The organism is Aureimonas sp. OT7 (assembly GCF_014844055.1).
Taxonomy (GTDB): Bacteria; Pseudomonadota; Alphaproteobacteria; order Rhizobiales; family Rhizobiaceae; genus Aureimonas; species Aureimonas altamirensis_A.
Window position 1 is genome coordinate 1,963,684 of record NZ_CP062167.1, and the last position, 22,246, is coordinate 1,985,929.

A 22,246-nucleotide genomic window follows, 5' to 3' on the forward strand; every position below is an offset into this window, starting at 1 on the left:
GCGAATCGTTTGCCGGCAGCCGCATGTCGGAGCCCGGCATGAGAGAAGAGAACGCCCGAGATGCCAGACATGACGCTATCTGACCTCGCTCAAGGCCTCGCCGATCTGCCGCCGGATGCCGGGGGCATCGCGGTGGCCGGGATCTCGGCCGATTCGCGCAAGGTAGAGCCGGGTTTCCTGTTTGCGGCCTTGTCCGGAACGCGCCTCGACGGCTCGGTCTTTGTTGCCGAGGCGCGGCGCAAGGGCGCCGTGGCGGTGCTGGTGGATGCCGATGTGCACGTGGCCGAGGGGCTGCCGGTGCTGCGGTCGGCGGATGCGCGCCACGCGCTGGCCGTCATGGCTGCCCGCTTCCATCGGCGCCAGCCCGCCACCCTTGTCGCCGTGACCGGCACGAGCGGCAAGACGTCCATCGCCGCTTTTACCCGGCAGATCTGGGCGCGCTGCGGACAGGCCGCCGCCTCGATCGGGACGACGGGGGTCGTCAGCCCGACGCGGGACGAATACGGAACCTTGACGACGCCCGACCCGGTCGATCTGGCTAGGCTTCTTGCGGAACTGGCCGACGAAGGCGTCACGCATGCCGCCATGGAGGCATCCAGCCATGGGCTGACCCAGCGTCGGCTGGACGGCGTGCGGCTGTCCGCCGGCGGTTTCAGCAACCTCGGCCGCGACCACATGGATTACCACCCGACGGTCGAGCATTACTTCCAGTCCAAGATGCGGCTTTTCGATACGCTGCTGCCCCGGGGTGCCCCCGCCGTGATCTTCGCCGACGACGCCTTCTCCGAGCCGGCGACGCGGGCAGCGCGCGAGGCCGGGCTGACGGTGCATCTGGTGGGACGCGGCGGAGACCTCCTCCGCCTGAAGCGGCTGGAGCTCGAGCGCGCACGGCAGATCGCCGAGATCGATGCCGGCGGCGCCATCCATCGGGTCGTGCTGCCGCTGGCCGGCGAGTTCCAGATGTCGAATGCCCTCGTGGCCGCGGGGCTTGCCATCGCGACCGGGACGCCGATCGGCCAGGCGCTGGCCGCACTGGAGCATATCCAGGGTGCGCCGGGCCGCCTCGATCTTGCCGGCACCAAGCCGGGCGGCATCCCGATCTTCGTCGACTATGCGCACAAGCCGGAGGCGCTCGAGAACGTCCTTTCGTCGGTGCGCCCCTTCACAACCGGCAAGGTCATCGTGGTGTTCGGCTGCGGGGGCGACCGGGACAGGCTGAAGCGGCCCATCATGGGCGAGATCGCCACGCGTCTGGCCGATACGGTCATCGTCACCGACGACAATCCACGATCCGAACATGCCGATGCCATACGGGCCGAGATACTGGCCGCCGCACCGGGCGCCATCGAGATCGGCGACCGCAGGGCCGCCATCGGGGAAGCGGTGCGGCTGGCGGTACCCGGCGATACGGTCGTCGTTGCCGGCAAGGGGCACGAGGTGGGGCAGACGGTTGGCGAAACGACCCACCATTTCAGCGACCACGAGGAAGTGGCGCGGGCTATTGCGGAGAACAGCCGATGACGGAGCCGCTCTGGACAGGCGAGGCGCTGCTGGCGGCCACGGGTGGCCGCCCCATCGGCAGCCTGCCGCCCTCGGTAACGGGCATTTCCATCGATTCGCGCAGCGTCGGGCCGGGCGAAGCCTTCTTCGCGATCAAGGGCGACCGCTTCGACGGCCATGATTTCCTGAGTTCGGCCGCGGCCGCCGGGGCGAGCCTGCTCGTCGTGTCCGAGCGCAAGCTGCCGGCCCTGCAGCGGCTGACGACCCCGCTGCTGGTGGTGGACGACGTGTTGAAGGCGCTGGAGCGGCTTGCCGCTGTCGCGCGGATGCGCGCGACAGGGCAGGTGATCGCCGTAACCGGCAGCGTCGGAAAGACGACGACAAAGGAGGCGCTGCGCCATGCGCTGGGGGCCTGCGGCACGGTGCATGCCTCCGCCGCCTCGTTCAACAATCATTGGGGCGTGCCGCTGTCGCTGGCGCGGCTGCCGCAGGATACCGACTATGCCGTCTTCGAGATCGGCATGAACCATCCCGGCGAAATCCGCCCGCTGGTCAAGCTCGTGCAGCCGCACGTGGCCATCGTGACGCTGATCGCGCCGGCGCATCTTGGCCATTTCCGCGACCTCGAAGAGATTGCCGACGCCAAGGGCGAGATCTTCGAAGGCGTCGTGCCGGGCGGCAGTGCGATCATCAATGCGGACGACCCTTATGGGCCGCATCTGGCCGACCTGGCCCGGACGGCGGGCGTGACGCGGATCGCCCGGTTCGGCGAGGCCGGCACCGCCGATTTCCGCCTGGTCCGCTTCCAGAAGCTGGATGACGGAGCCAACATGGAGGCGCGGATCGACGGCACCAATGTCGATGTGCGCATCGCCTCGTCCGGGCGCCATATCGCGCAGAACATGCTGGCCGTGCTGGGCGCGGTCGACCTTGTGGGGGCCGATCTCGGCAAGGCGGCCGAGGCGCTGTCGGGCTGGCGCACGGGCAAGGGGCGCGGCGCGCGCCACGACGTGCCGGCCGGTAGCGGCATCATCCGCGTCATCGATGAAAGCTACAACGCCAATCCCGCCTCCATGCGCGCGGCGATCGCCGTCCTGGCGGGGGCGGAACCGCGCGCCGACGGACGGCGCGTCGCGGTCCTTGGCGACATGCTGGAGCTGGGTGGCGAAAGCGCGCGCCTGCACGCAGAGCTGGCGGAGCCGCTGCTGGCGGCGGCGGTGGATGCTGTCTTTCTGACGGGGCCTGAGATCCGCCCGCTGCTGGATACCATCGCGGGCCAGGCCGACGCGCAATGGCTGCCCGACCTGGATGCGCTGGGCAGGGCGCTGGCCGTCTACCTGCGCCCCGGCGACGTGGTGATGTTCAAGGCATCCAACGGCATCGGCCTTTCCAGGCTGGTCGACGCGATGGTAGAGCCCCGGACCGATAGTTCGAAAAGACAGGAAGCGGCGCCGCGCGTGTCCGCGCCGGAGGCCTGAGCGTGCTGACATACCTTGCCCATTTTGCGGAAGACGCGCAGATCTTCAACGTCTTCCGCTACATCACCTTCCGCACCGGCGCGGCGATGATCACCTCGTTCATCGTCGTCTTCCTGTTCGGCCCGTCCATCATCGCCACGCTGCGCATCAGGCAGGGGCGGGGGCAGCCGATCCGCGCCGACGGTCCGCAGACACATTTCAAGAAGGCCGGCACCCCCACCATGGGCGGGCTGATGATCCTGTCGGGCGTGATCGCGGCAACGCTGATCTGGGCCGACCTGCGCAACCTCTATGTCTGGGCGGTGCTGCTGGTGACGGTCGGCTTCGGGGCGATCGGCTTCTACGACGATTATCTCAAGGTGACCAAGCAGAGCCACAAAGGCTTTTCGGGCAAGGCGCGCCTGGCGCTCGAATTCCTGATCGCGGGCATCGCCTCGGCCATCATCGTCTATGCCGGGTCCGATGATCTGGCGACGTCCATTCCGGTGCCCTTCTTCAAGCAGTTCCTGCTGGATATCGGCATCTTCTACATCGGTTTCGCCGCCTTCGTGATGGTCGGCGCGGGCAATGCCGTCAACCTGACGGACGGGCTGGACGGGTTGGCCATCGTGCCGATCATGATCGCCGCCGCCGCGCTGGGCCTGATCGCCTACCTGGCCGGGAACGTCAATTTCGCCAACTATCTGCAGATCCACTTCGTGCTCGGCACGGGCGAGCTGGCCGTGCTCTGCGGCGCGGTCCTGGGCGCCGGGCTTGGCTTCCTGTGGTTCAACGCGCCGCCGGCCGCCATCTTCATGGGCGATACGGGCTCGCTGGCGCTCGGCGGGCTGACCGGCGCCGTCGCCGTCGCCACCAAGCACGAGCTGGTGCTGGCCATCATCGGCGGCCTGTTCGTCATCGAGGCGCTATCGGTCATCATCCAGGTCGCCAGCTTCAAGCTGACGGGCAAGCGCGTCTTCCTGATGGCGCCGATCCACCATCATTTCGAAAAGCTCGGCTGGACGGAAAGCCAGGTCGTGGTGCGGTTCTGGATCATCGCCTTCATGCTGGCCTTCGTCGGCCTGTCCACGCTCAAGCTGCGGTGAGGCGGGTATGATCGCGGCACACAGCTTCAAGGACCGCACCATCGCCCTGTTCGGCCTCGGCGGCTCCGGCATCGCCACGGCGCGTGCGCTGGCAGAAGGGGGCGCGCTGCTGACCGCCTTCGACGACAATCCCGCGGCGGTGGCCGCCGCCGAGACTGCCGGCCTGCCGGTCGGCGACCTGCACGACCTGGACTGGAACAGGATCGACGCGCTGGTTCTGGCGCCGGGCGTGCCGCTGACGCATCCGCGCCCGCACTGGAGCGCGGAGCTTGCCCATAAGGCGGGTGTCGAGATCATTGGCGACGTGGAAATCTTCTCGCGCGAGCGGGCCGCCATGGCCCCCGAAGCCCCCTTCATCGCCATCACCGGCACGAACGGCAAGTCCACGACCACGGCGCTGATCGCCCACTGCGTGGCGGCCAGCGGCCGGGATGCGCAGCTCGGCGGCAATATCGGCGTGCCGGTGCTGACGCTTGCCCCGCCGGAAGGCGGCCGGTGCTACGTGGTCGAATGCTCGTCGTACCAGATCGACCTTGCGCCTTCGCTGCGCCCGACCGTGGGCATCCTCATCAACCTGTCGCCCGATCATCTGGACAGACACGGGACGATGGAAAACTACGGGGCCATCAAGGAACGGCTTGTCGCGGGCGCGCAGACCGCCGTCATCGGCATCGACGACCCCTATTGCGCCGCCATCGCCGACAGGCTTGAGGCTGCCGGCCATGCCGTGCTGCGCATTTCGCGCGATCTTGCGCCGGCCGATGGATACGGCTTCGACGGAACCGATGTCGTGCGCCGGAGCGGCGGCGCAGAATCGGGGCGTTTCCGCATTGCCGGCATCGGCTCGCTGCGCGGGCGCCACAATGGGCAGAACGCCGCCGCCGCCATTGCCGCGTTGTCGGCCATCGGCCTTTCGGACGCGGAAATCGCCGCCGGGCTGGCCGGCTTTCCGGGGCTTGCCCACCGGATGGAACAGGTGGGCCATGTCGGGCAGGTGCTATTCATCAACGATTCGAAGGCAACCAATGCCGATGCCGCAGCGCCGGCTCTTGCCAGCTTCGACAGGATCCACTGGATCGCCGGAGGCCTGCCTAAAGAGGGCGGTATCGGTCCGCTGGAGCCGCTCTTCGATCATGTGGCGAAGGCCTACCTGATCGGCGAGGCGGCTCCGGCCTTCGCCGCCACTCTTGGTAAACGAATTCCTTACGAAATATCCGGTACGCTGGATCAAGCGGTGGCAAGCGCCGCGCGTGATGCGTCGGGCACGGGCGGGGAGGAAGTCGTTCTTCTGTCTCCGGCCTGTGCGAGTTTCGATCAGTTCCGCAATTTCGAGGTTCGTGGCGCGGCCTTTCGCGATGCGGTTTCCGCATTGCCGGGTTTTCGGCCCATCTGACACGACAAGGGGGTGTGGCATGGCCGTGAGCCGCGCGAAAAAAGGCCTGATTGCCGATTGGTGGTGGTCCATCGACCGCTGGCTTCTGGCCGCCTTCCTGATCCTGATGCTGGGCGGCATGATGCTGTCCTTCGCGGCCAGCCCACCCGTTGCGGAACGAATCGGGCTGGAGCCGTTCCACTTCGTCAAACGGCATGCCCTGTTCCTCTTCCCCTCGATCGCGGTGATGCTGGCCACGTCGCTTCTGACGCCGCACGGCATCCGCCGCATGTCGCTCATCATGCTGTGCGTGGCGCTGGTGACGATGGTGCTGGCATTGTTCTTCGGCATGGAGGTCAAGGGCGCCCGGCGCTGGATGTCGTTCGGCCCGTTCAGCGTCCAGCCGTCCGAATTCATGAAGCCGGCCTTCGTGATCGTCTGCGCCTGGCTGTTCGCCGAGCGTGCGCGGCGGCCCGACGTGCCGGGAAACCTCTTGTCCCTGATGCTGCTGATCGTCGTGGCGGCGCTGCTGGTGGCGCAACCGGATCTTGGCCAGACGATCCTCACGGCGGGCGCCTGGGGTGGCCTTTTCTTCATGGCGGGCATGCCGTGGCTGTGGATCATGGTGCTGGGCGGTATCGGCGGGGTCGGCTTCTTCGGAGCCTATGTCGCATTTCCGCACGTCGCCAGCCGCATCGACCGCTTCCTGACGGGAGAGGGCGACACCTTCCAGACCGACACCGCGCGCGAGGCGATCATGCGCGGCGGCTGGCTTGGGCAAGGCCCGGGCGAGGGAACCGTCAAGCGCATCCTGCCTGACAGCCATACTGACTTCGCCTTTTCCGTCATCGCGGAAGAATTCGGCATCATCACCTGCATGCTTCTGGCGGCGGTGTTCTGCTTCGTCGTCATCCGCGGCCTGCAGGTGGCCTTCCAGCAGCGCGACACCTTCGCCAGGCTGGCCATATCCGGCCTCGTCATGCTGTTCGGCATGCAGTCGATCATCAACATGGCGGTGAACCTGCAATTGATGCCCGCCAAGGGCATGACGCTGCCCTTCATTTCCTATGGCGGCTCGTCGATGCTGGCGGTGGCCATCTCGGCCGGCTTCGTTCTGGCGCTGACGCGCAAGCGCGCCGAAAACTCATCGCAGATCGACAGGCTGATGACACGCACGCTGGCCCTCGGCGCCACGTTGCAGCCGCGTTGACTACAGGCTCGTCCATGACAAAACGCATCCTTCTGGCCGCTGGGGGAACCGGCGGCCATCTCTTCCCCGCGGAGGCGCTGGCGCACGAACTGGCCCGGCGTGGACACGAGGTGCATCTGGCGACGGACGAACGCGCCGGGCGGTTTTCCGGCCGTTTTCCGGCAGCGGAAACACATGTCGTACCCTCGGCCACCTTCGGATCGCGCAATCCCCTGGCCGTCGCGCGCTCGCTGCTGAAGCTGTGGACGGGCCTGCGTACGGCCAGCGCCCTGCTGCGCCGACTGAAGCCGGATGTAACGATCGGCTTCGGCGGATATCCGTCCGTTCCGCCCGTGCTTGCCGCCACGCAGGCCGGATGGCCGAGCATGATCCACGAGCAGAACGCCGTGATGGGCCGTGCCAACCGCTTCCTGGCCCGGCGGGTGGGGCGCATCGCCGCCGGTATCCCGCAGGACGAGGCGCCGCAGGACCTGCGCGACAAGATCGTCGTAACCGGCAACCCGGTGCGACCGGCCGTGCTGGAGGCAGCAAAAACACCATACCGGCCAAGCGGTTCGGGTGAAGCGTTCAACCTCGTCGTGTTTGGTGGAAGCCAGGGCGCCGCGTTCTTCTCACAAATTCTGCCGGAGGCGATCTCGCTTCTCGAACCGTCCGTGCGCGAGCGCCTGCGGGTGACGCAGCAGGCGCGCACCGACGACGAAGCGCGCGTACGGACGTATTATGCCGACGCCGGTATCCCGGCGGAGGTCTCGCCTTTCTTTGCCGATATGGCCGACCGGTTGGCCGCCGCCCACCTCGTCATCAGCCGCTCCGGGGCGTCCACCGTCTCGGAACTGGCCGTCATCGGCCGCCCGTCCATCCTGGTGCCGTATCCCTATGCGCTCGATCATGACCAGGCCGCCAACGCGGCACGGCTGGAATCGCAGGGCGGCACCATCGTCGCGCGGCAGGTCGACCTTACGGCCGAGCGGCTGGCCACGATGCTGGCGCGGTTGGCCGAAGCGCCGGACGAGGCCGCCCGCATGGCCGAGGCGGCACGCGCGACCGGCATTCCCAATGCGGCGGAGTTGCTCGCCGATCTCGTAGAAGCTATGCCGCCGCGAACTGCCCGCACATAGATCGAACGCTTGGAAAGGAAATTCCCATGAAGATGCCGCGCAATATCGGCCCGGTGCATTTCATCGGCATTGGCGGCATCGGCATGAGCGGCATTGCCGAGGTGCTGGTAAATCTCGGCTATACGGTGCAGGGATCGGACCAGAGCGAAAACGCCAATGTGCAGCGTTTGCGCGCCAAGGGCGTGACCGTGCATGTCGGCCACGACGCGGCCAATCTCGGCCAGGCGGAAGTTGTGGTCGTGTCGACGGCGATCCGCCGCGACAACCCGGAATTGGCCGCCGCGCGCGAGCGCCTCCTGCCCATCGTCCGCCGTGCCGAGATGCTGGCCGAGCTGATGCGCTTCCGGCAGGCCATCGCCATCGGCGGTACGCATGGCAAGACGACCACGACATCGCTGGTCGCGACGCTGCTGGATGCCGGCGGAATGGACCCGACCGTCGTCAATGGCGGCATCATCAATGCCTATGGCACCAACGCCCGCATGGGTGGCGGCGACTGGATGGTGGTGGAAGCCGATGAATCGGACGGCACCTTCCTGAAGCTGCCCGCGGACGTGGCCGTCGTCACCAATATCGACCCGGAGCATCTCGATCACTACGGCACCTTCGACAAGGTACGCGAAGCCTTCCGCGCCTTTGTCGAGAACGTGCCCTTCTACGGTTTCGCCGTCATGTGCCTCGACCATCCGGAGGTGCAGAAGCTGGTGGCCCAGATCGAGGACCGGCGCGTCATCACCTACGGTGAGAACCTGCAGGCGGATGCGCGTTTTCACAATGTCCGTGCCTCCGGGGCGCGCTCGACCTTCGATGTCGTCATCCGCGACCGCATCACCGGCGAGGCCATCGAGATGCGCGATCTGGTGCTGCCGATGCCGGGCCGGCACAACGTGTCCAATGCCACCGCCGCCATCGTGACGGCGCATCGCATCGGCATGTCGGAGGCCGATATCCGCAGGGGCCTCGGGCAGTTCGGTGGCGTCAAGCGCCGCTTCACCCACACCGGGACGGCCAACGGCATCGAGGTGTTCGACGATTACGGGCACCATCCGGTCGAGATCCGCGCCGTGCTGTCGGCCGCGCGTTCGGCGGCCAAGGGGCGGGTGATCGCGGTCATGCAGCCGCACCGCTTTTCACGCCTGCAGAGCCTGTTCGACGATTTCGCCGCATGCTTCAACGATGCCGATACGGTCCTCCTCGCACCGGTTTACGCCGCAGGCGAGGAGCCGATCCCCGGTGTGGATTCGCGCGCGCTGCTGGAAACGCTGAAACTCGGCGGCCACCGCGACGCACGGCTGATCGACGGTCCGGCCGAGTTGGCGCCCCTCGTGGCCAGCATCGCGACGCCGGGCGATATGGTCGTCTTCCTCGGTGCCGGCTCCGTCACGCAATGGGCCTATGCGCTTCCGAAGGAACTTGAGGCGCTGGCTTCGGAACCGGCCTGATGGATGGCGCCAGCCTCGAGGCGCGCCTGCGCCTGCCGCCGCCTCGCGGGCGGCTGACGCCGGACGCATCCATGGAAAAGGTCACGTGGTTCCGGACGGGCGGTCCGGCCGAGCTCCTGTTCCAGCCCGCCGACGAAGAGGATCTGGCGCAATTTCTGGCGCTCGTCCCGGTCGACATTCCCGTCACCGTGGTCGGCATCGGCTCCAATCTCATGGTCCGGGATGGCGGCATCGGCGGCGTCGTGATCCGCCTGCCGCCGAAGGGGTTCGGAAAGGTCGAGGCCGCCGGTGAAGGCCGGCTGCGGGCCGGTGCCGGCGCATCCGACAAGCGGGTTGCCGCCGTTGCGCTGGACCTGGGGCTTGGCGGCTTTCACTTTCTGCACGGCATACCCGGCTCCATCGGCGGCGCCTTGCGCATGAATGCGGGGGCCAACGGCGTCGAGACATCCGAGCGGTTCGTTTCCGCAACCGCCGTCGACAGGCGGGGGCGGCTGGTGGACCTGTCGCCGGGCGACATGGCGTTCCGCTACCGGCATTCCGGCGCGGATGATGGGCTGATCTTTACCTCGGCTCTTCTGGCGGGTCCGTCCGACGGGGCCGATTCCATCCGCGCGGCGATGGAGGCGGTCCAGCATCACCGCGAGACGACCCAGCCCGTACGGGAAAAGACGGGAGGCTCCACCTTCAAGAACCCGCCGGGCACCTCGGCCTGGAAGGAGATCGACCGGGCCGGATGCCGGGGGCTGCGGATCGGCGATGCGCAGATGTCCGAGATGCACTGCAACTTCATGATCAATGCCGGCTCGGCAACCGCCCACGACCTGGAGCTTCTGGGAGAAACGGTGCGCCGCCGGGTATTCGAAACGTCCGGCATCCTGCTGGAATGGGAAATCCAGCGCGTCGGCCTGTTTCGGCCGGGGCAAGAGGTTACACCGTTCGAGCCTTGAGCGACGCGCACGGCCGGCGCTTCCACGCAATTGGCTTACGATTTTATTGCCGACGCCGCGCCGGATTAACCACCGCTTAACCATCCGCACAGCATGAATGGGGGTGCGTAACCTTCTGTTGATGGAGTGCGGAGTCGATGCAGCGGCACGTGGCGGTTCTGATGGGCGGCCTTTCCAGTGAAAGACCCGTCAGCCTTTCCTCTGGCAAGGCATGTGCCGATGCCCTCGAGGCAGAGGGCTACCGTGTCACGCGCATCGATGTCGGGCGCGATGTCGCTTCCGTCCTGTCCGAGCTGCGTCCTGACGTCGCCTTCAACGCGCTGCACGGCCCGTTCGGCGAGGACGGCACCATACAGGGCATCCTCGAATATCTGGAAATTCCCTATACGCATTCTGGCGTTCTCGCCTCGGCCCTTGCGATGAACAAGGAGAAGGCGAAGGCAGTCGTGGCGGGCTTCGGCGTCAAGGTGGCCGCGTCCATCCTTGTCGATCGAATGGAGATCGCCAGGCAGCATGCGATGCCCACGCCCTACGTGGTGAAGCCGGTGGCGGAGGGCTCCAGCTTCGGTGTCGTCATCGTGCGCGAGGGCGAGGCCCATCCGCCGCAGCATCTGTCGGCCGTGGACTGGACCTTCGGCGATACGGTGATGGTGGAGCGCTACGTGCCAGGCCGGGAGCTGACCTGCGCCGTCATGGGCGACGAGGTTCTCGGCGTCTGCGAGATCGTCTCCAATGACCATGCCTTCTACGATTTCGACGCCAAATATGCGCCGGGCGGCTCTTCCCACATCGTGCCGGCCGAGCTGCCGGACGAAATCACCGCGACGGTGGCCGAATTTTCCCTTGCCGCGCACCGCGCCGTCGGCTGCCGGGGCGTTTCGCGATCCGACTTCCGTTACGACGACCGCAACGGTGCGGCGGGCGAAGTCGTGTGGCTGGAGGTGAATACCCAGCCCGGCATGACGCCGACATCGCTGGTGCCCGATATCGCCCGCGCCCGCGGCCTCGAATTCGGAAAGCTGCTCGACTGGATGGTGAGGGACGCGTCATGCCGCCGGTAAGACAGCGCCCCGACCATTCCGACATGCGGCCCGCCGGCCGCATCGCGATGCGCGTCCAGATCGCGCTGCGCCGGGTTTCCGGCTATGCGCGCCGCCTGCAGGCGCTGCCGCTGCCGAGCTTTTCCGTGCTGGCAACCGTGGTGCTGGGCTCCAGCGCGCTTTACGGCATGTCGAGTGGCGGGCACACGACCAAGGTTATCGACACGCTGGCCGAGCCCGTCGGCTTCGCCATCGACAGGGTCGATGTGACCGGCGCGTCGGAAACCTCGCAGATCGACATATTGCAGACCGTGTACGGCGTGGGCGCCCAGACGCTGCCGGCGCTCGACGTGGATGCAGCCCGCACCGCGCTGGAAGCGATGCCGTGGATCGAGACGGCATCCATTTCCAAGGTGTATCCCGGGCAATTGCGGGTCGAGGTGGTCGAGAAGCAGCCTTTCGCCATCTGGCAGCGCGGGCAGGACCTGACCATCATCGACCGCCATGGCGTGCCGATCGTGCCGTTTGCAACGACGCGCTACACCGAATTGCCGCTGGTCGTTGGCGCCGGGGCGGATACCGCCGCGGCCGACCTTCTGGACGAGATCGAGCTGGTGCCGGAATTGAAGCCGCGTATCCGCGCCTATGTCCGCATCGGCGAGCGGCGCTGGGACCTTCGGCTCGACAATGGCGTCACCGTGCGCCTGCCGGAAGACCATCCCGTGGAGGCGGCCGCCGAAGTGGTGCGCATGGACCGCAGCTACGGGCTTCTTGCCCGTGATATCGCGGCGGTCGATATGCGTCTTCCCGACCGCATCACCATCAAGCTGACGCCGGAGGCGAAGCAGCGGCGCGACGACGCGGCCGCCGAGCGCGCAAAGCTCGCACGCCAGGCCAAGAGGGGGAATCCGGCATGAGCCTGTTTTTGGGCGGAAAGGGTGCGCTGCCGCGCATCGAAAAGCTTTCGCAGCGGCGGACGCACCTGTTCTCCATCCTCGACGTCGGATCGTCGAAGGTTACCTGTCTCATTGCGCGGTTGCGTCCACGGCCCGAAAGCGAAGTCCTGCCGAACCGTACGCATGTGGCCGAGGTCATCGGCATCGGGCATCAGCGCTCGCGCGGGATCAAGTCCGGCGTCGTGGTGGACATTGCAGCGGCGGAACAGTCCATTCGCGCCTGCGTCGATACGGCGGAGCGCCAGGCCGGCCTGACCATCGAAAGCCTGATCGTGTCGGTAACCGCGGGCCGGCTCAAGAGTCTGCGCGGCAAAGCCGAGCTGACCGTAGCGGGAGCCGAGGTCAGCCCGGCCGATCTGCGCCGCGTTCTCAACCAGGCGGCGCGCACGCAGATGTCGCAGGGCCGCGTCGCCCTGCACTCCGTGCCTTTCGATCTTTCGCTCGACGGCGAGGGTGGACTGGACGATCCCATCGGCATGGTGGGCGAGGTACTGGGCGCCGAGCTGCATGTGCTGACGGCGGAAGAAACGCCCCTGCGCAATCTGGAGGCCGCCATCAACCGCGCCCATCTGGTGGTCGAGGCCTTCGTGGCCGCTCCCTATGCCTCGGGCCTTGCGACCCTGGTGGACGATGAGGCGCGGATGGGATCGGCATGCATCGACATGGGTGCCGGCACCACCACCATCTCCATCTTCCAGAACGGGCACTTCGCCTATGCCGACGCCATCGCCATGGGCGGCCAGCATATCACCATGGATCTGGCGCGCGGCCTGTCGATCCGTCCCGAGCAGGCCGAGCGGCTGAAGGTGATGCACGGTAACGCGCTGACCCAGCTGATGGACGATGGCGAGCCGGTCACGGTGGAGCCGCTGGCCGAGGATGACGGCGAGGGGGAGGTGCATGTGTCGCGGTCTCTCATCGCCCGCATCGTCCGTCCGCGCGTGGAAGAAACGCTCGAACTGATCCGGGACCGCATGGCCAGCTCCGGCCTCGGCCACGTCATCGGCAAGCGCGTCGTCCTGACCGGTGGGGCCAGCCAGTTGGCGGGCATGGCCGGTGCCGCCCACGACATCTTGCAGCGGAACGTGCGGTTGGGGCGCCCCGTCGGGGTGGCCGGGCTGAGCACTACCAACAAGAGCCCGATCTTCGCAGCGTCGGTCGGGCTGCTGATCTACCCTCAGATCGCGTGGCAGGAATATGTCGCCGAATCGTCCCCGCTGGATTTCGCCTTTGACGAAACCACGCGGGTCGGTCGGATCGGCTCCTGGCTCCGGCGCAGTTTTTGAGGCTCGCGTAACCGGTCCGCAAGTTTCAGGCGGGCCACCGATTGTACGGTGCACCCATACGCACTGGCAAAACTTTGAAACGAACTGAGGCGCGCGCCGAGGCGGCCAACTGCGAAAAGGAAACCTTTGACATGAGCATCAACCTGCAGAAGCCGGACATCACGGAACTCAAGCCCCGCATCACCGTGTTCGGCGTTGGCGGCGGTGGCTGCAATGCCGTCAACAACATGATCAACGCCGGCCTCGAAGGCGTCGAGTTCGTCATTGCAAACACCGATGCGCAGGCGCTGCGCTCGTCGCGCGCCGAGCGCGTGATCCAGATGGGCGTCGCCGTCACCGAGGGACTTGGCGCGGGTTCGCAGCCGGAAGTCGGTCGCGCCGCAGCGGAAGAATCCCTCGACGAGATCTGCGATCACCTGCTTGGCTCTCACATGTGCTTCGTGACGGCCGGCATGGGTGGCGGCACCGGCACCGGCGCCGCGCCGGTGGTCGCCAGGGCCGCGCGTGAAAAAGGAATCCTCACCGTCGGCGTCGTGACCAAGCCCTTCCACTTCGAAGGCCAGCGCCGCCTGCGCATCGCCGAGCTGGGCATCGAGGAACTGCAGAAGAACGTCGATACGCTGATCGTCATTCCGAACCAGAACCTGTTCCGCATCGCCAACGACAAGACCACCTTCGCCGATGCCTTCGGCATGGCCGACCAGGTGCTCTACTCGGGCGTCGCCTGCATCACCGACCTGATGGTCAAGGAAGGCCTCATCAACCTCGACTTCGCGGACGTGCGCTCCGTCATGCGCGAGATGGGCAAGGCCATGATGGGCACCGGCGAAGCCTCGGGCGAAGGCCGTGCCATGGCTGCCGCCGAGGCGGCCATCGCCAACCCGCTCCTGGACGAGACGTCCATGAAGGGCGCCAAGGGCCTGCTCATCTCCATCACCGGTGGCCGTGACCTGACCCTCTTCGAAGTGGACGAGGCGGCAACCCGCATCCGCGAAGAAGTCGACCAGGACGCCAACATCATCCTGGGCGCGACCTTCGACGAAAGCCTGGAAGGCGTCATCCGCGTGTCGGTCGTGGCGACCGGCATCGACAAGACGGCAGCCGAAGCTTTCGACCGTCAGCCGGAAACGCGTCCGGCCGCCGTCGCCCGCCAGGCCGCGGCAGCCGCGGCCCCGGCCGCTCGCCCGACGCAGGAGGCTCCGGCCTACCCGCAGCCGGCCGCCCCGGCGCCGCAGCCCGCTGCGTCCAACTTCGACCTGGACGATGATTTCAGCCGCATGCTGACCGAGGAGATCTCGGAAGTCGCACCGCAGGTCCCGGCCCGTCAGGCCGTTCCGCAGCAGACCCGCATGCCTCGCGTGGACGAGTTCCCGCCGGTCGTGCAGTCGGAGATGGACCGTCGCGGCGGCCACGATCACGATAATGCGGAAGAGCGCGGTGCACTCGGCCTCATCCGCAAGCTGACCAGCGGCCTTTCCCGCCGCGAGGTGGAAGATGTGGAAGCCCATCACGGCGAGCGTCGTCAGCAGCCGGAACACAGCCCCTATGCGCCGCGGCGCGTTGCGGCGGACTCGGCCGCGCGCCCCGTCAGCCAGGTGCGGCCGCAGTCGGAAGACGAACAACTGGAGATTCCGGCTTTCCTGCGCCGTCAATCGAGCTGAGGTTTTTCAGCGGTCTTCACAAAATAGTCGCATGAGATGACCGGGTCCGCCCTGAAAGGGGCGGGCCCTTTCTTTTAACGGTTTGAAAATATTGGATTTTACACTCGGTTAAGCTTGTCGCCGGTAACATGGGGAAAAGAAGCGTGATTTGGCCCGAAAGGCCGTAACTCCTAGTTTCCCGGCAACAAATCGGTTTCGGCTGCGCGTATATGGCGGCCGGCGCCCGGGCCACAGCCCGACATGCTTTTCACTAAATGCATGCCATTGGCGGACCATGGGCGATTTCAAGGATACGAGTGTGGCGAAGCAGCAGCAAACGATTGGAGCCAGCATCGGTTTTCGCGGTGTCGGCGTTCACTCCGGTTCAGCCGTGGAAATGACGCTTCATCCGGCCGATGCCAATACGGGTATCGTCTTCCATCTCGGCAACGGGTCTGGGCGCGTTCGTGAGATCGCCGCCGTTTCCGCCAACGTTTCCTCTACCGACCTCGCCACCGTGGTCGGAGAGCCGGGCGGACCGCACGTCGCCACGATCGAGCATCTTATGGCCGCGCTGTACGCCATGGATGTCGACAACGTCATCGTCGAGATGGATGGCGGCGAAATTCCCATCATGGACGGCTGTTCGACAGCTTTCGTGGAAGCCATCGACGAGGCGGGCCTCGTGTCCCAACTGGCGGCGCGGCGTCATATCCGCGTGCTGAAACCCGTTCGGGTCGAGATGGGCGGCGCCTTCGGCGAGTATCGGCCGCATGACGGCACGCGATTCGAAATCGATATCGATTTTGCTTCCGGCGCCATCGGGCGGCAGAGCTTCGCGGGCGACCTGACCCCTTCGCTGTTCCGCGACGAAATCTCCCGGGCGCGCACCTTCGGTTTCATGAAGGACGTCGAGCGCCTGTGGGCATCGGGCTATGCGCTCGGCTCCTCGCTCGAGAACTCGGTCGTCATCGGCGACGACGACAAGGTCATCAATCCGGGCGGACTGCGTTACGTCGACGAGTTCGTGCGCCACAAGACGCTGGACGCGATCGGCGACCAGGCGCTTGCCGGTGCCCGTATCCTGGGGTGCTACCGGTCCTATCGGGGTGGCCACCGCCTCAACGCCATGGCGCTGCAGGCGCTCCTGTCCGATCCGGCGGCGTTCGAGATCGTCGAGGTGCCGGTGCGCTCCGGCGGCCGCACCCGCGCGGAGCCGGCCGTGGCCGTCGCCGTGCCGGCTTTCGAAGCCCAGAAAATCTAGTCCTCTCATGGATGGCTATGGGGGCCGCCTCAAAAAAGGCGCGTTGAACGGCCTTGAAACATTGTCGGCTCCCTTCGCTGCAAGTAGAAGGGCGTCAGGGCGGGCGATCCGCCGCCGGGGATGCAGCAGGGGAACGTTCTAATGCGCCAATTCTTGCCCACAATCGGCCGGTCGAGCATCGTCAGGCCGCTCGCCGTCGTTCTACTGGCGGGCGCCGTGTCCGGACTCGCCGGCTGCATGTCCGGCAAGGACAACGACATCGACGCGCTGGCCCTCGCTTCGCAGACCGAGCCGGCCGACGTCCTCTACAATCAGGGGCTTGCCAATCTGGAAGCCGGACGCCTGGGCGAGGCTGCCGCCAAGTTCGAGGCGATCGACCGTCAGCACCCCTATTCGGAGTGGGCGCGCAAGGCGCTGGTGATGCGCGCCTTCACCTCCTACCGCAACGGCGACTACGACGAGGCCGTGTCCTCGGCGCGGCGGTATCTGTCGCTCTATCCCGGTTCGGAGGAAGCGGCCTACGCCCAGTACATCATCGGCCTTTCCTACTTCCGCCAGATGCCCGAGGTCACGCGCGACCAGACCGATACCGCCCGTGCGGCGCTGGCCATGCAGGAGGTGGTCGACCGCTACCCCGATTCCGAGTACGCCGAAGATGCGCGCACCAAGCTGCGTCAGGCGCGCGACCAGCTTGCCGGCAAGGAAATGCAGGTCGGCCGCTATTACCTGGAGCGGCGCAACTACATCGGCGCGGTGAACCGCTTCAAGAACGTCGTCGACAACTACAGCCAGACACGTCACGTCGAAGAGGCGCTCTACCGCCTGGTAGAGGCAAACCTGGCCATGGGCATCCGTCCGGAAGCGCAGGCCGCGGCGTCCGTGCTGGGCCAGAACTTCCCCGAATCCGAATGGTACAAGGATGCCTATGCCCTGCTGCAGCGTGACGGCCTCTCGCCGCAGGCGGGTAGCGCCGGCTCCTGGTTCAGCAACGCCTCGCGCCGGCTCGTCGGCGGTGGTGCACAGGCCCCGGCCGCGCCACAGGGCTGACGGTTCGGCGGGCATGGCGCGATAGATGCTCGTACACCTGGCGATCCGTGACATCGTCCTGATCGAAAAGCTGGATCTCTCCCTAGCGGGCGGCCTGTCCGTCCTCACGGGGGAGACCGGCGCCGGAAAATCCATTCTTCTCGATGCCCTGTCGCTGGCCCTCGGCGGGCGCGGCGACGGCACTCTCGTCAGGCATGGTGCCCAGCAGGGCGAGGTGACGGCCGTCTTCGACGTTCCGGCAGGCCATGCCGCCCGGCTCCTGCTGGCCAGCAACGGGCTGGACGACGATGGCGACATCATCCTGCGCCGGGTGCAGAATGCCGACGGCCGCACCCGGGTTTTCGTCAACGATCGTCCTTCCAGCGTCGCCCTCATGCGGGCCTTCGGCGAGACGTTGGTGGAAATCCACGGCCAGCACGACGACCGGGCGCTCGTGGATACCGGCGCGCACCGCCTTCTGCTGGATGCCTTCGGTGGCCTGACACCCAGGGCCGAATCCGTTGCCGCCGCCTTCGAGGCATGGCGCGGCGCGCAAGCGGCCTTGCGGCACCAGCGCGAGCGCATCGACGCCGCCGCACGCGAGGCGGACTACCTGCGCGCCGCGGTCGAGGAACTGTCCGACCTGGCTGTCGAGGCGGGCGAGGAGGAAAACCTTGCCGAGCGGCGGCAGACGATGATGCGCTCCGAGAAAATCGCCGGCGACGTCAACGAGGCCAACGAAGAGTTGTCCGGGGCAGGCTCGCCCATTCCAGGGCTTGCCAGCCTGCTGCGCCGGCTGGACCGGCGGCGCGACGAGGTGCCGGGCCTTCTGGACGGCGCCATCGAACGGCTGGATGTCGCACTGGACGCGCTTTCGGATGCGCAGACCGCACTGGACGAGGCGCTGCGCCGGATCGAGTTCGATCCACGTGCGCTCGAGGCCACGGAAGAGCGGCTGTTCGCGCTGCGCGCCGCCGGACGCAAGCATTCCGTGCCGGTGGACGAGCTTCCCGCCCTGTGCGCGCGGATGACGGCGGAGCTGGCCGAGCTCGACGCCGGGGAAGAGCGGTTGGCCGCCCTGGAGCGCGAAGCCGCGGAAGCGCTCGATGCCTATCGCGCGCTTGCGTCGGACCTGTCGGAACGGCGGACGGAAGTGGCGGCCGACCTGGAGCGCGCCGTAATGGCCGAACTGCCCGATCTCAAGCTCGAGCGGGCGGCCTTCATCGTGAACATCGCCACGGACACCCAAACACCGTCGCCCTTCGGCTTCGATACGGTGGAGTTCTGGGTGCGGACCAACCCGGGCTCGCGCGCGGGACCGATGATGAAGGTTGCGTCCGGAGGCGAGTTGTCGCGCTTTCTGCTGGCGCTCAAGGTGGCGCTGGCCGACAGGGGCTCCGCGCCGACACTGGTCTTCGACGAGATCGACACGGGCGTCGGCGGCGCCGTTGCCGATGCCATCGGCCGCAGGCTTGCCCGCCTGGCGCAAGGGGTGCAGGTTCTATCCGTTACCCATGCGCCGCAGGTTGCGGCGCGCGCCGACACGCATCTGTTGATTTCCAAATCCGGAGAAGAACGCGTGTCGACACGCGTCGCGGAAATGGACATGGATGCGCGGCGGGAGGAAATCGCCCGCATGCTGGCTGGCGAGCGCATCACCGAGGCTGCGCGCGCTGCTGCCGCGCAATTGATGGGCGAAGGAGGCGGGGGCGGTGATGCTGCGGGACAAGCCGGTGGAAAACCTGACGCTGGAGGAAGCGGCCGAGGAACTCGCCGCGCTGGCCGGTGAAATCCGGCATCACGACCAGCTTTACTATCTGCAGGACAGCCCGCAGGTATCCGACGCGGCTTACGACGCCCTGCGTCAGCGCAATCTGGCAATCGAGGCGCGATATCCGGAGCTGAAGCGCGCGGATACGCCGTCCGAAACGGTCGGCGCGCAGGTGTCCGAGAAATTCGGCAAGATTACCCATTCGGTGCCGATGCTGTCGCTCGACAATGCCTTCTCCGACGAAGACGTCGCCGCCTTCGCAAAGCGCGCGCGCCGCTTTCTGAAGCTTGCGGACGATGCACCCCTGGCCATTACCGCCGAGCCGAAGATCGACGGCCTTTCCTTGTCGCTGCGCTACGAGGGCGGCGCGCTGGTCAGCGCGGCAACGCGCGGCGACGGCAATGTCGGCGAGGACGTGACCGCCAACGCACGTACCGTGGAGGACATTCCGGAAAAGTTGAAAGGCAAGGTCCCGGACATCCTGGAAGTGCGTGGAGAAGTCTATATGAGCCACGCGGACTTCGCCCGGCTCAACGAAGGACGCGCGGAGGCTGGGCTTCCCCTGTTCGCCAATCCGCGCAATGCCGCTGCCGGTTCTCTCCGGCAACTCGACCCGTCCGTCACCAAGGCGCGTCCGCTGCGGTTCTTCGCCTATGCCTGGGGCGAATGCAGCGCCGTCCCCGGCGATACGCAGACCGAGGTGGTCGCCACATTGGGCCGCATGGGCTTTCCGATCAACCCGCTGATGCAACGCTTCGATGGCATCGACGGGCTGATCGGGCAGTACCATGCCATCGAGGAGCAGCGCGCCGCGCTCGGCTACGATATCGATGGCGTGGTCTACAAGGTGGACGACCTTGCGCTGCAGAAGCGGCTGGGTTTCGTATCCCGCTTTCCGCGCTGGGCCATCGCCCACAAGTTCGCGGCGGAGAAGGCGATGACCGTGCTGCGCGCCATCGACATCCAGGTCGGGCGCACGGGCGCGCTGACGCCGGTTGCCAAGCTGGATCCCGTCACCGTGGGTGGCGTCGTCGTTTCCAATGCCACCCTGCACAACGCGGATTACATCAAGGGTACTGGGCAGGGCGGCCAGAGCCTGCGCGAGGGGCGAGATATCCGCGTCGGCGATACGGTGGTGGTGCAGCGGGCCGGCGACGTGATCCCGCAGGTGCTGGACGTCGTCCTGGAAAAGCGCCCGACGGACTCCGCCCCCTTCGTCTTTCCGGATCGTTGCCCTGCCTGCGGCAGCCACGCCGCGCGCGAGGAGGGCGAGGTGGTGACACGCTGTACGGGCGGCCTGATCTGCCCGGCGCAGGCGGTGGAGCGCATCCGCCACTTCGTGTCGCGCAACGCCATGGACATCGAGGGGCTTGGCGACAGGCAGGTGGAGTTCTTCTATGGGCTGGAAGACCCTGCGCTGTGGATACGCTCTCCGGCCGATATCTTCACGCTGGAGAAGCGGCAGGAAAAATCGCTGACCCGGCTGGAGAATTTCGAGGGGTTCGGTGCGCGCTCGGTGCGAAATCTCTTCGAGGCCATCAATGCGCGGCGCAATCCGCCGCTGCCGCGCTTCCTCTACGCGCTCGGCATCCGCCATGTGGGTGAAACCAACGCAAAGCGCTTCGCCCGCCATTACGGCAGCCTGGAGGCGTTTCGTGCCGGCGCCGAGGCCGCGATCATACCCGACGATCGAAAGGACCCCGGCAACGACGCCTGGCAGGAGTTGAACGGCGTGGAGGGCATCGGCTCCATCGTCGCCGGCGCCGTGGTCGAGTTTTTCCACGAAGCGCATAACAGGGACGCAATCGACGCGCTGCTTGAGGCCGGGGTACGGCCGCAGGACGAGGCGCGGCCGGCGGCTTCGATCGTGTCTCCGGTTGCCGGAAAGACGATTGTCTTCACCGGCGCATTGGAGCGCATGTCGCGGGAGGAGGCGAAGGCGATGGCGGACGAGCTTGGAGCCAAGGCGGTGGAATCCGTCTCGAAGAAAACGGACCTCGTCGTGGCCGGACCGGGGGCCGGCTCCAAGCTCAAGAAAGCAGGTGAGCTCGGCATCGAGATTATCGACGAGGATGGCTGGTTTACCCTTATCGGGCGCTGAGGGGATGCTGGACACCCGTGAATTGCGTGCGGCGCTCCGCGACGTGGCGCCCGTGCTGGTGCCCATGCTGCCCTTCGGGGCGCTGTACGGCACGCTGGCCATGGATGGCGGCTTCACCGCGGCAGAGGCCATCGGCATGTCGGCCTTCGTTTATGCAGGCGCCTCGCAACTCGTGGCACTGCAACTGCTGGCGATCGAATCCCCGCTTTGGGCGGTGGTCCTGTCGATGTTCATCCTCAATTTTCGCCATGTGCTGTATTCGGCGTCCATCGGCCGGCACCTTGGCGCCTTCGGTCCGATCCAGAAGACGATCGGCTTTTTCTTTCTGGTCGATCCGTCCTATGCGTCAGCGGAGGCCCGCGCCCTGCGCGGCCGGCTCACGAAAACCTATTATTTCGGCTATGCGCTGGCGCTCTATGTCGTGTGGCAATTGTCCACCGCCATCGGCGTCGTCTTTGGCGGATTGATCGAAGATCCGCGCGTCTTCGCACTGGATTTCGTGCTGCCGGTCTACTTCCTGGCGCAAACCATGGCCTTCCAGAAGCGGGATGGCTTCTTTCCGGTGGCCGGAGCAAGCTTCGCTGCCTCCGCACTTGTCTATATGACGCTGGGCGCGCCCTGGCATGTGACGCTGGGCGGGCTGGCAGGCCTGGTCGTGGCGGCGGTCCGGCCCCTGCCGGGAGACCGGGAATGAGCGAGATCTGGCTTCTGGTGATACTGGCGGCGGTGACGACCTACGCGACGCGCGTGGGCGGCTATCTCGTGCTGCAGCGGATGGGGCGCATATCGCCGCGCCTCGACGCCGTGCTGAACGCCGTTCCGGCAGCGGTACTGCCCACCATCTTCGTACCGGCTTTCGTGGATGGCGGGTGGCTGGAGCGCAGCGTGCTCATCCTGTGCGGCGTGCTGGCGCTTCGCCTGTCGCTTCTGTCCACCGTCGCCATCGGAACCGCCATCGTGATCGTCGCGCGGCTCGCCGGGATATGAGAAAAGGGCCGGTCGATGGCGAC

17 protein-coding genes and 1 pseudogene are annotated in these 22,246 nt (G+C 66.7%); all 18 read left to right on the plus strand.

Annotation, left to right across the window (positions count from 1 at the left end):
- The first annotated feature begins 69 nt into the window (after positions 1-69).
- The gene (locus tag IGS74_RS09480; RefSeq protein WP_192391190.1) at positions 70-1,521 is read left to right on the plus strand and encodes a UDP-N-acetylmuramoyl-L-alanyl-D-glutamate--2,6-diaminopimelate ligase; all 1,452 of its coding nucleotides are present in this window, start codon (positions 70-72) and stop codon (positions 1,519-1,521) included.
- The gene (locus tag IGS74_RS09485; protein ID WP_192391191.1) at positions 1,518-2,978 is read left to right on the plus strand and encodes a UDP-N-acetylmuramoylalanyl-D-glutamyl-2,6-diaminopimelate--D-alanyl-D-alanine ligase; all 1,461 of its coding nucleotides are present in this window, start codon (positions 1,518-1,520) and stop codon (positions 2,976-2,978) included. The genes IGS74_RS09480 and IGS74_RS09485 overlap by 4 nt, the downstream gene beginning before the upstream one ends.
- Positions 2,979-2,980: 2 nt before the next feature.
- Positions 2,981-4,063, plus strand: a complete 1,083-nt coding sequence (gene mraY, locus IGS74_RS09490; protein WP_192391192.1) for a phospho-N-acetylmuramoyl-pentapeptide-transferase — start codon at positions 2,981-2,983, stop codon at positions 4,061-4,063.
- 7 nt (positions 4,064-4,070) lie between these two features.
- A complete protein-coding gene (gene murD / locus IGS74_RS09495) occupies positions 4,071-5,456 on the plus strand; it encodes a UDP-N-acetylmuramoyl-L-alanine--D-glutamate ligase (RefSeq protein ID WP_192391193.1) in 1,386 nt (461 codons plus the stop codon).
- A 19-nt stretch (positions 5,457-5,475) separates the two neighbouring features.
- Positions 5,476-6,645 (plus strand): putative lipid II flippase FtsW, encoded by a 1,170-nt coding sequence (gene ftsW / locus IGS74_RS09500; RefSeq protein WP_192391194.1) that lies wholly within the window; start codon positions 5,476-5,478, stop codon positions 6,643-6,645.
- A gap of 14 nt (positions 6,646-6,659) precedes the next feature.
- Entirely contained in the window at positions 6,660-7,763 is a 1,104-nt protein-coding gene (murG, locus tag IGS74_RS09505; protein WP_192391195.1) for an undecaprenyldiphospho-muramoylpentapeptide beta-N-acetylglucosaminyltransferase, read from the plus strand.
- A 26-nt stretch (positions 7,764-7,789) separates the two neighbouring features.
- Positions 7,790-9,205: a UDP-N-acetylmuramate--L-alanine ligase gene (murC, locus tag IGS74_RS09510; RefSeq protein ID WP_192391196.1), complete on the plus strand. Its 1,416-nt coding sequence runs from the start codon at positions 7,790-7,792 to the stop codon at positions 9,203-9,205.
- Positions 9,202-10,152, plus strand: coding sequence for a UDP-N-acetylmuramate dehydrogenase (murB, locus tag IGS74_RS09515; RefSeq protein WP_192391692.1), 951 nt, complete (start codon positions 9,202-9,204; stop codon positions 10,150-10,152). The genes murC and murB overlap by 4 nt, the downstream gene beginning before the upstream one ends.
- Before the next feature lie 137 nt (positions 10,153-10,289).
- Positions 10,290-11,213 carry a D-alanine--D-alanine ligase gene (locus IGS74_RS09520; RefSeq protein WP_192391197.1) on the plus strand — a complete coding sequence of 308 codons (924 nt, stop codon included), beginning with the start codon at positions 10,290-10,292 and terminating at the stop codon, positions 11,211-11,213.
- On the plus strand, positions 11,201-12,109 hold the full coding sequence (locus IGS74_RS09525; protein ID WP_192391198.1) for a cell division protein FtsQ/DivIB: 909 nt from the start codon (positions 11,201-11,203) through the stop codon (positions 12,107-12,109). Before IGS74_RS09520 ends, IGS74_RS09525 begins: the two co-directional genes overlap by 13 nt.
- Positions 12,106-13,434, plus strand: coding sequence for a cell division protein FtsA (ftsA, locus tag IGS74_RS09530; RefSeq protein ID WP_192391199.1), 1,329 nt, complete (start codon positions 12,106-12,108; stop codon positions 13,432-13,434). Before IGS74_RS09525 ends, ftsA begins: the two co-directional genes overlap by 4 nt.
- A gap of 131 nt (positions 13,435-13,565) precedes the next feature.
- Positions 13,566-15,095, plus strand: coding sequence for a cell division protein FtsZ (gene ftsZ, locus IGS74_RS09535; RefSeq protein ID WP_192391200.1), 1,530 nt, complete (start codon positions 13,566-13,568; stop codon positions 15,093-15,095).
- 274 nt (positions 15,096-15,369) lie between these two features.
- Positions 15,370-16,338 (plus strand): UDP-3-O-acyl-N-acetylglucosamine deacetylase, encoded by a 969-nt coding sequence (gene lpxC / locus IGS74_RS09540; RefSeq protein ID WP_192391201.1) that lies wholly within the window; start codon positions 15,370-15,372, stop codon positions 16,336-16,338.
- 141 nt (positions 16,339-16,479) lie between these two features.
- Positions 16,480-17,385 carry an outer membrane protein assembly factor BamD gene (locus IGS74_RS09545; protein ID WP_052194614.1) on the plus strand — a complete coding sequence of 302 codons (906 nt, stop codon included), beginning with the start codon at positions 16,480-16,482 and terminating at the stop codon, positions 17,383-17,385.
- 25 nt (positions 17,386-17,410) lie between these two features.
- A pseudogene (gene recN / locus IGS74_RS09550) lies at positions 17,411-19,069 on the plus strand (DNA repair protein RecN); the annotation flags it as partial.
- Between the two features lie 10 nt (positions 19,070-19,079).
- On the plus strand, positions 19,080-21,236 hold the full coding sequence (gene ligA / locus IGS74_RS09555) for an NAD-dependent DNA ligase LigA (protein ID WP_192391203.1): 2,157 nt from the start codon (positions 19,080-19,082) through the stop codon (positions 21,234-21,236).
- A gap of 4 nt (positions 21,237-21,240) precedes the next feature.
- Complete coding sequence (locus tag IGS74_RS09560; protein WP_039189701.1) at positions 21,241-21,930, plus strand: AzlC family ABC transporter permease; 690 nt, start codon at positions 21,241-21,243, stop codon at positions 21,928-21,930.
- Positions 21,927-22,223 (plus strand): AzlD domain-containing protein, encoded by a 297-nt coding sequence (locus IGS74_RS09565; RefSeq protein ID WP_039189703.1) that lies wholly within the window; start codon positions 21,927-21,929, stop codon positions 22,221-22,223. The genes IGS74_RS09560 and IGS74_RS09565 overlap by 4 nt, the downstream gene beginning before the upstream one ends.
- Positions 22,224-22,246 lie beyond the last annotated feature (23 nt).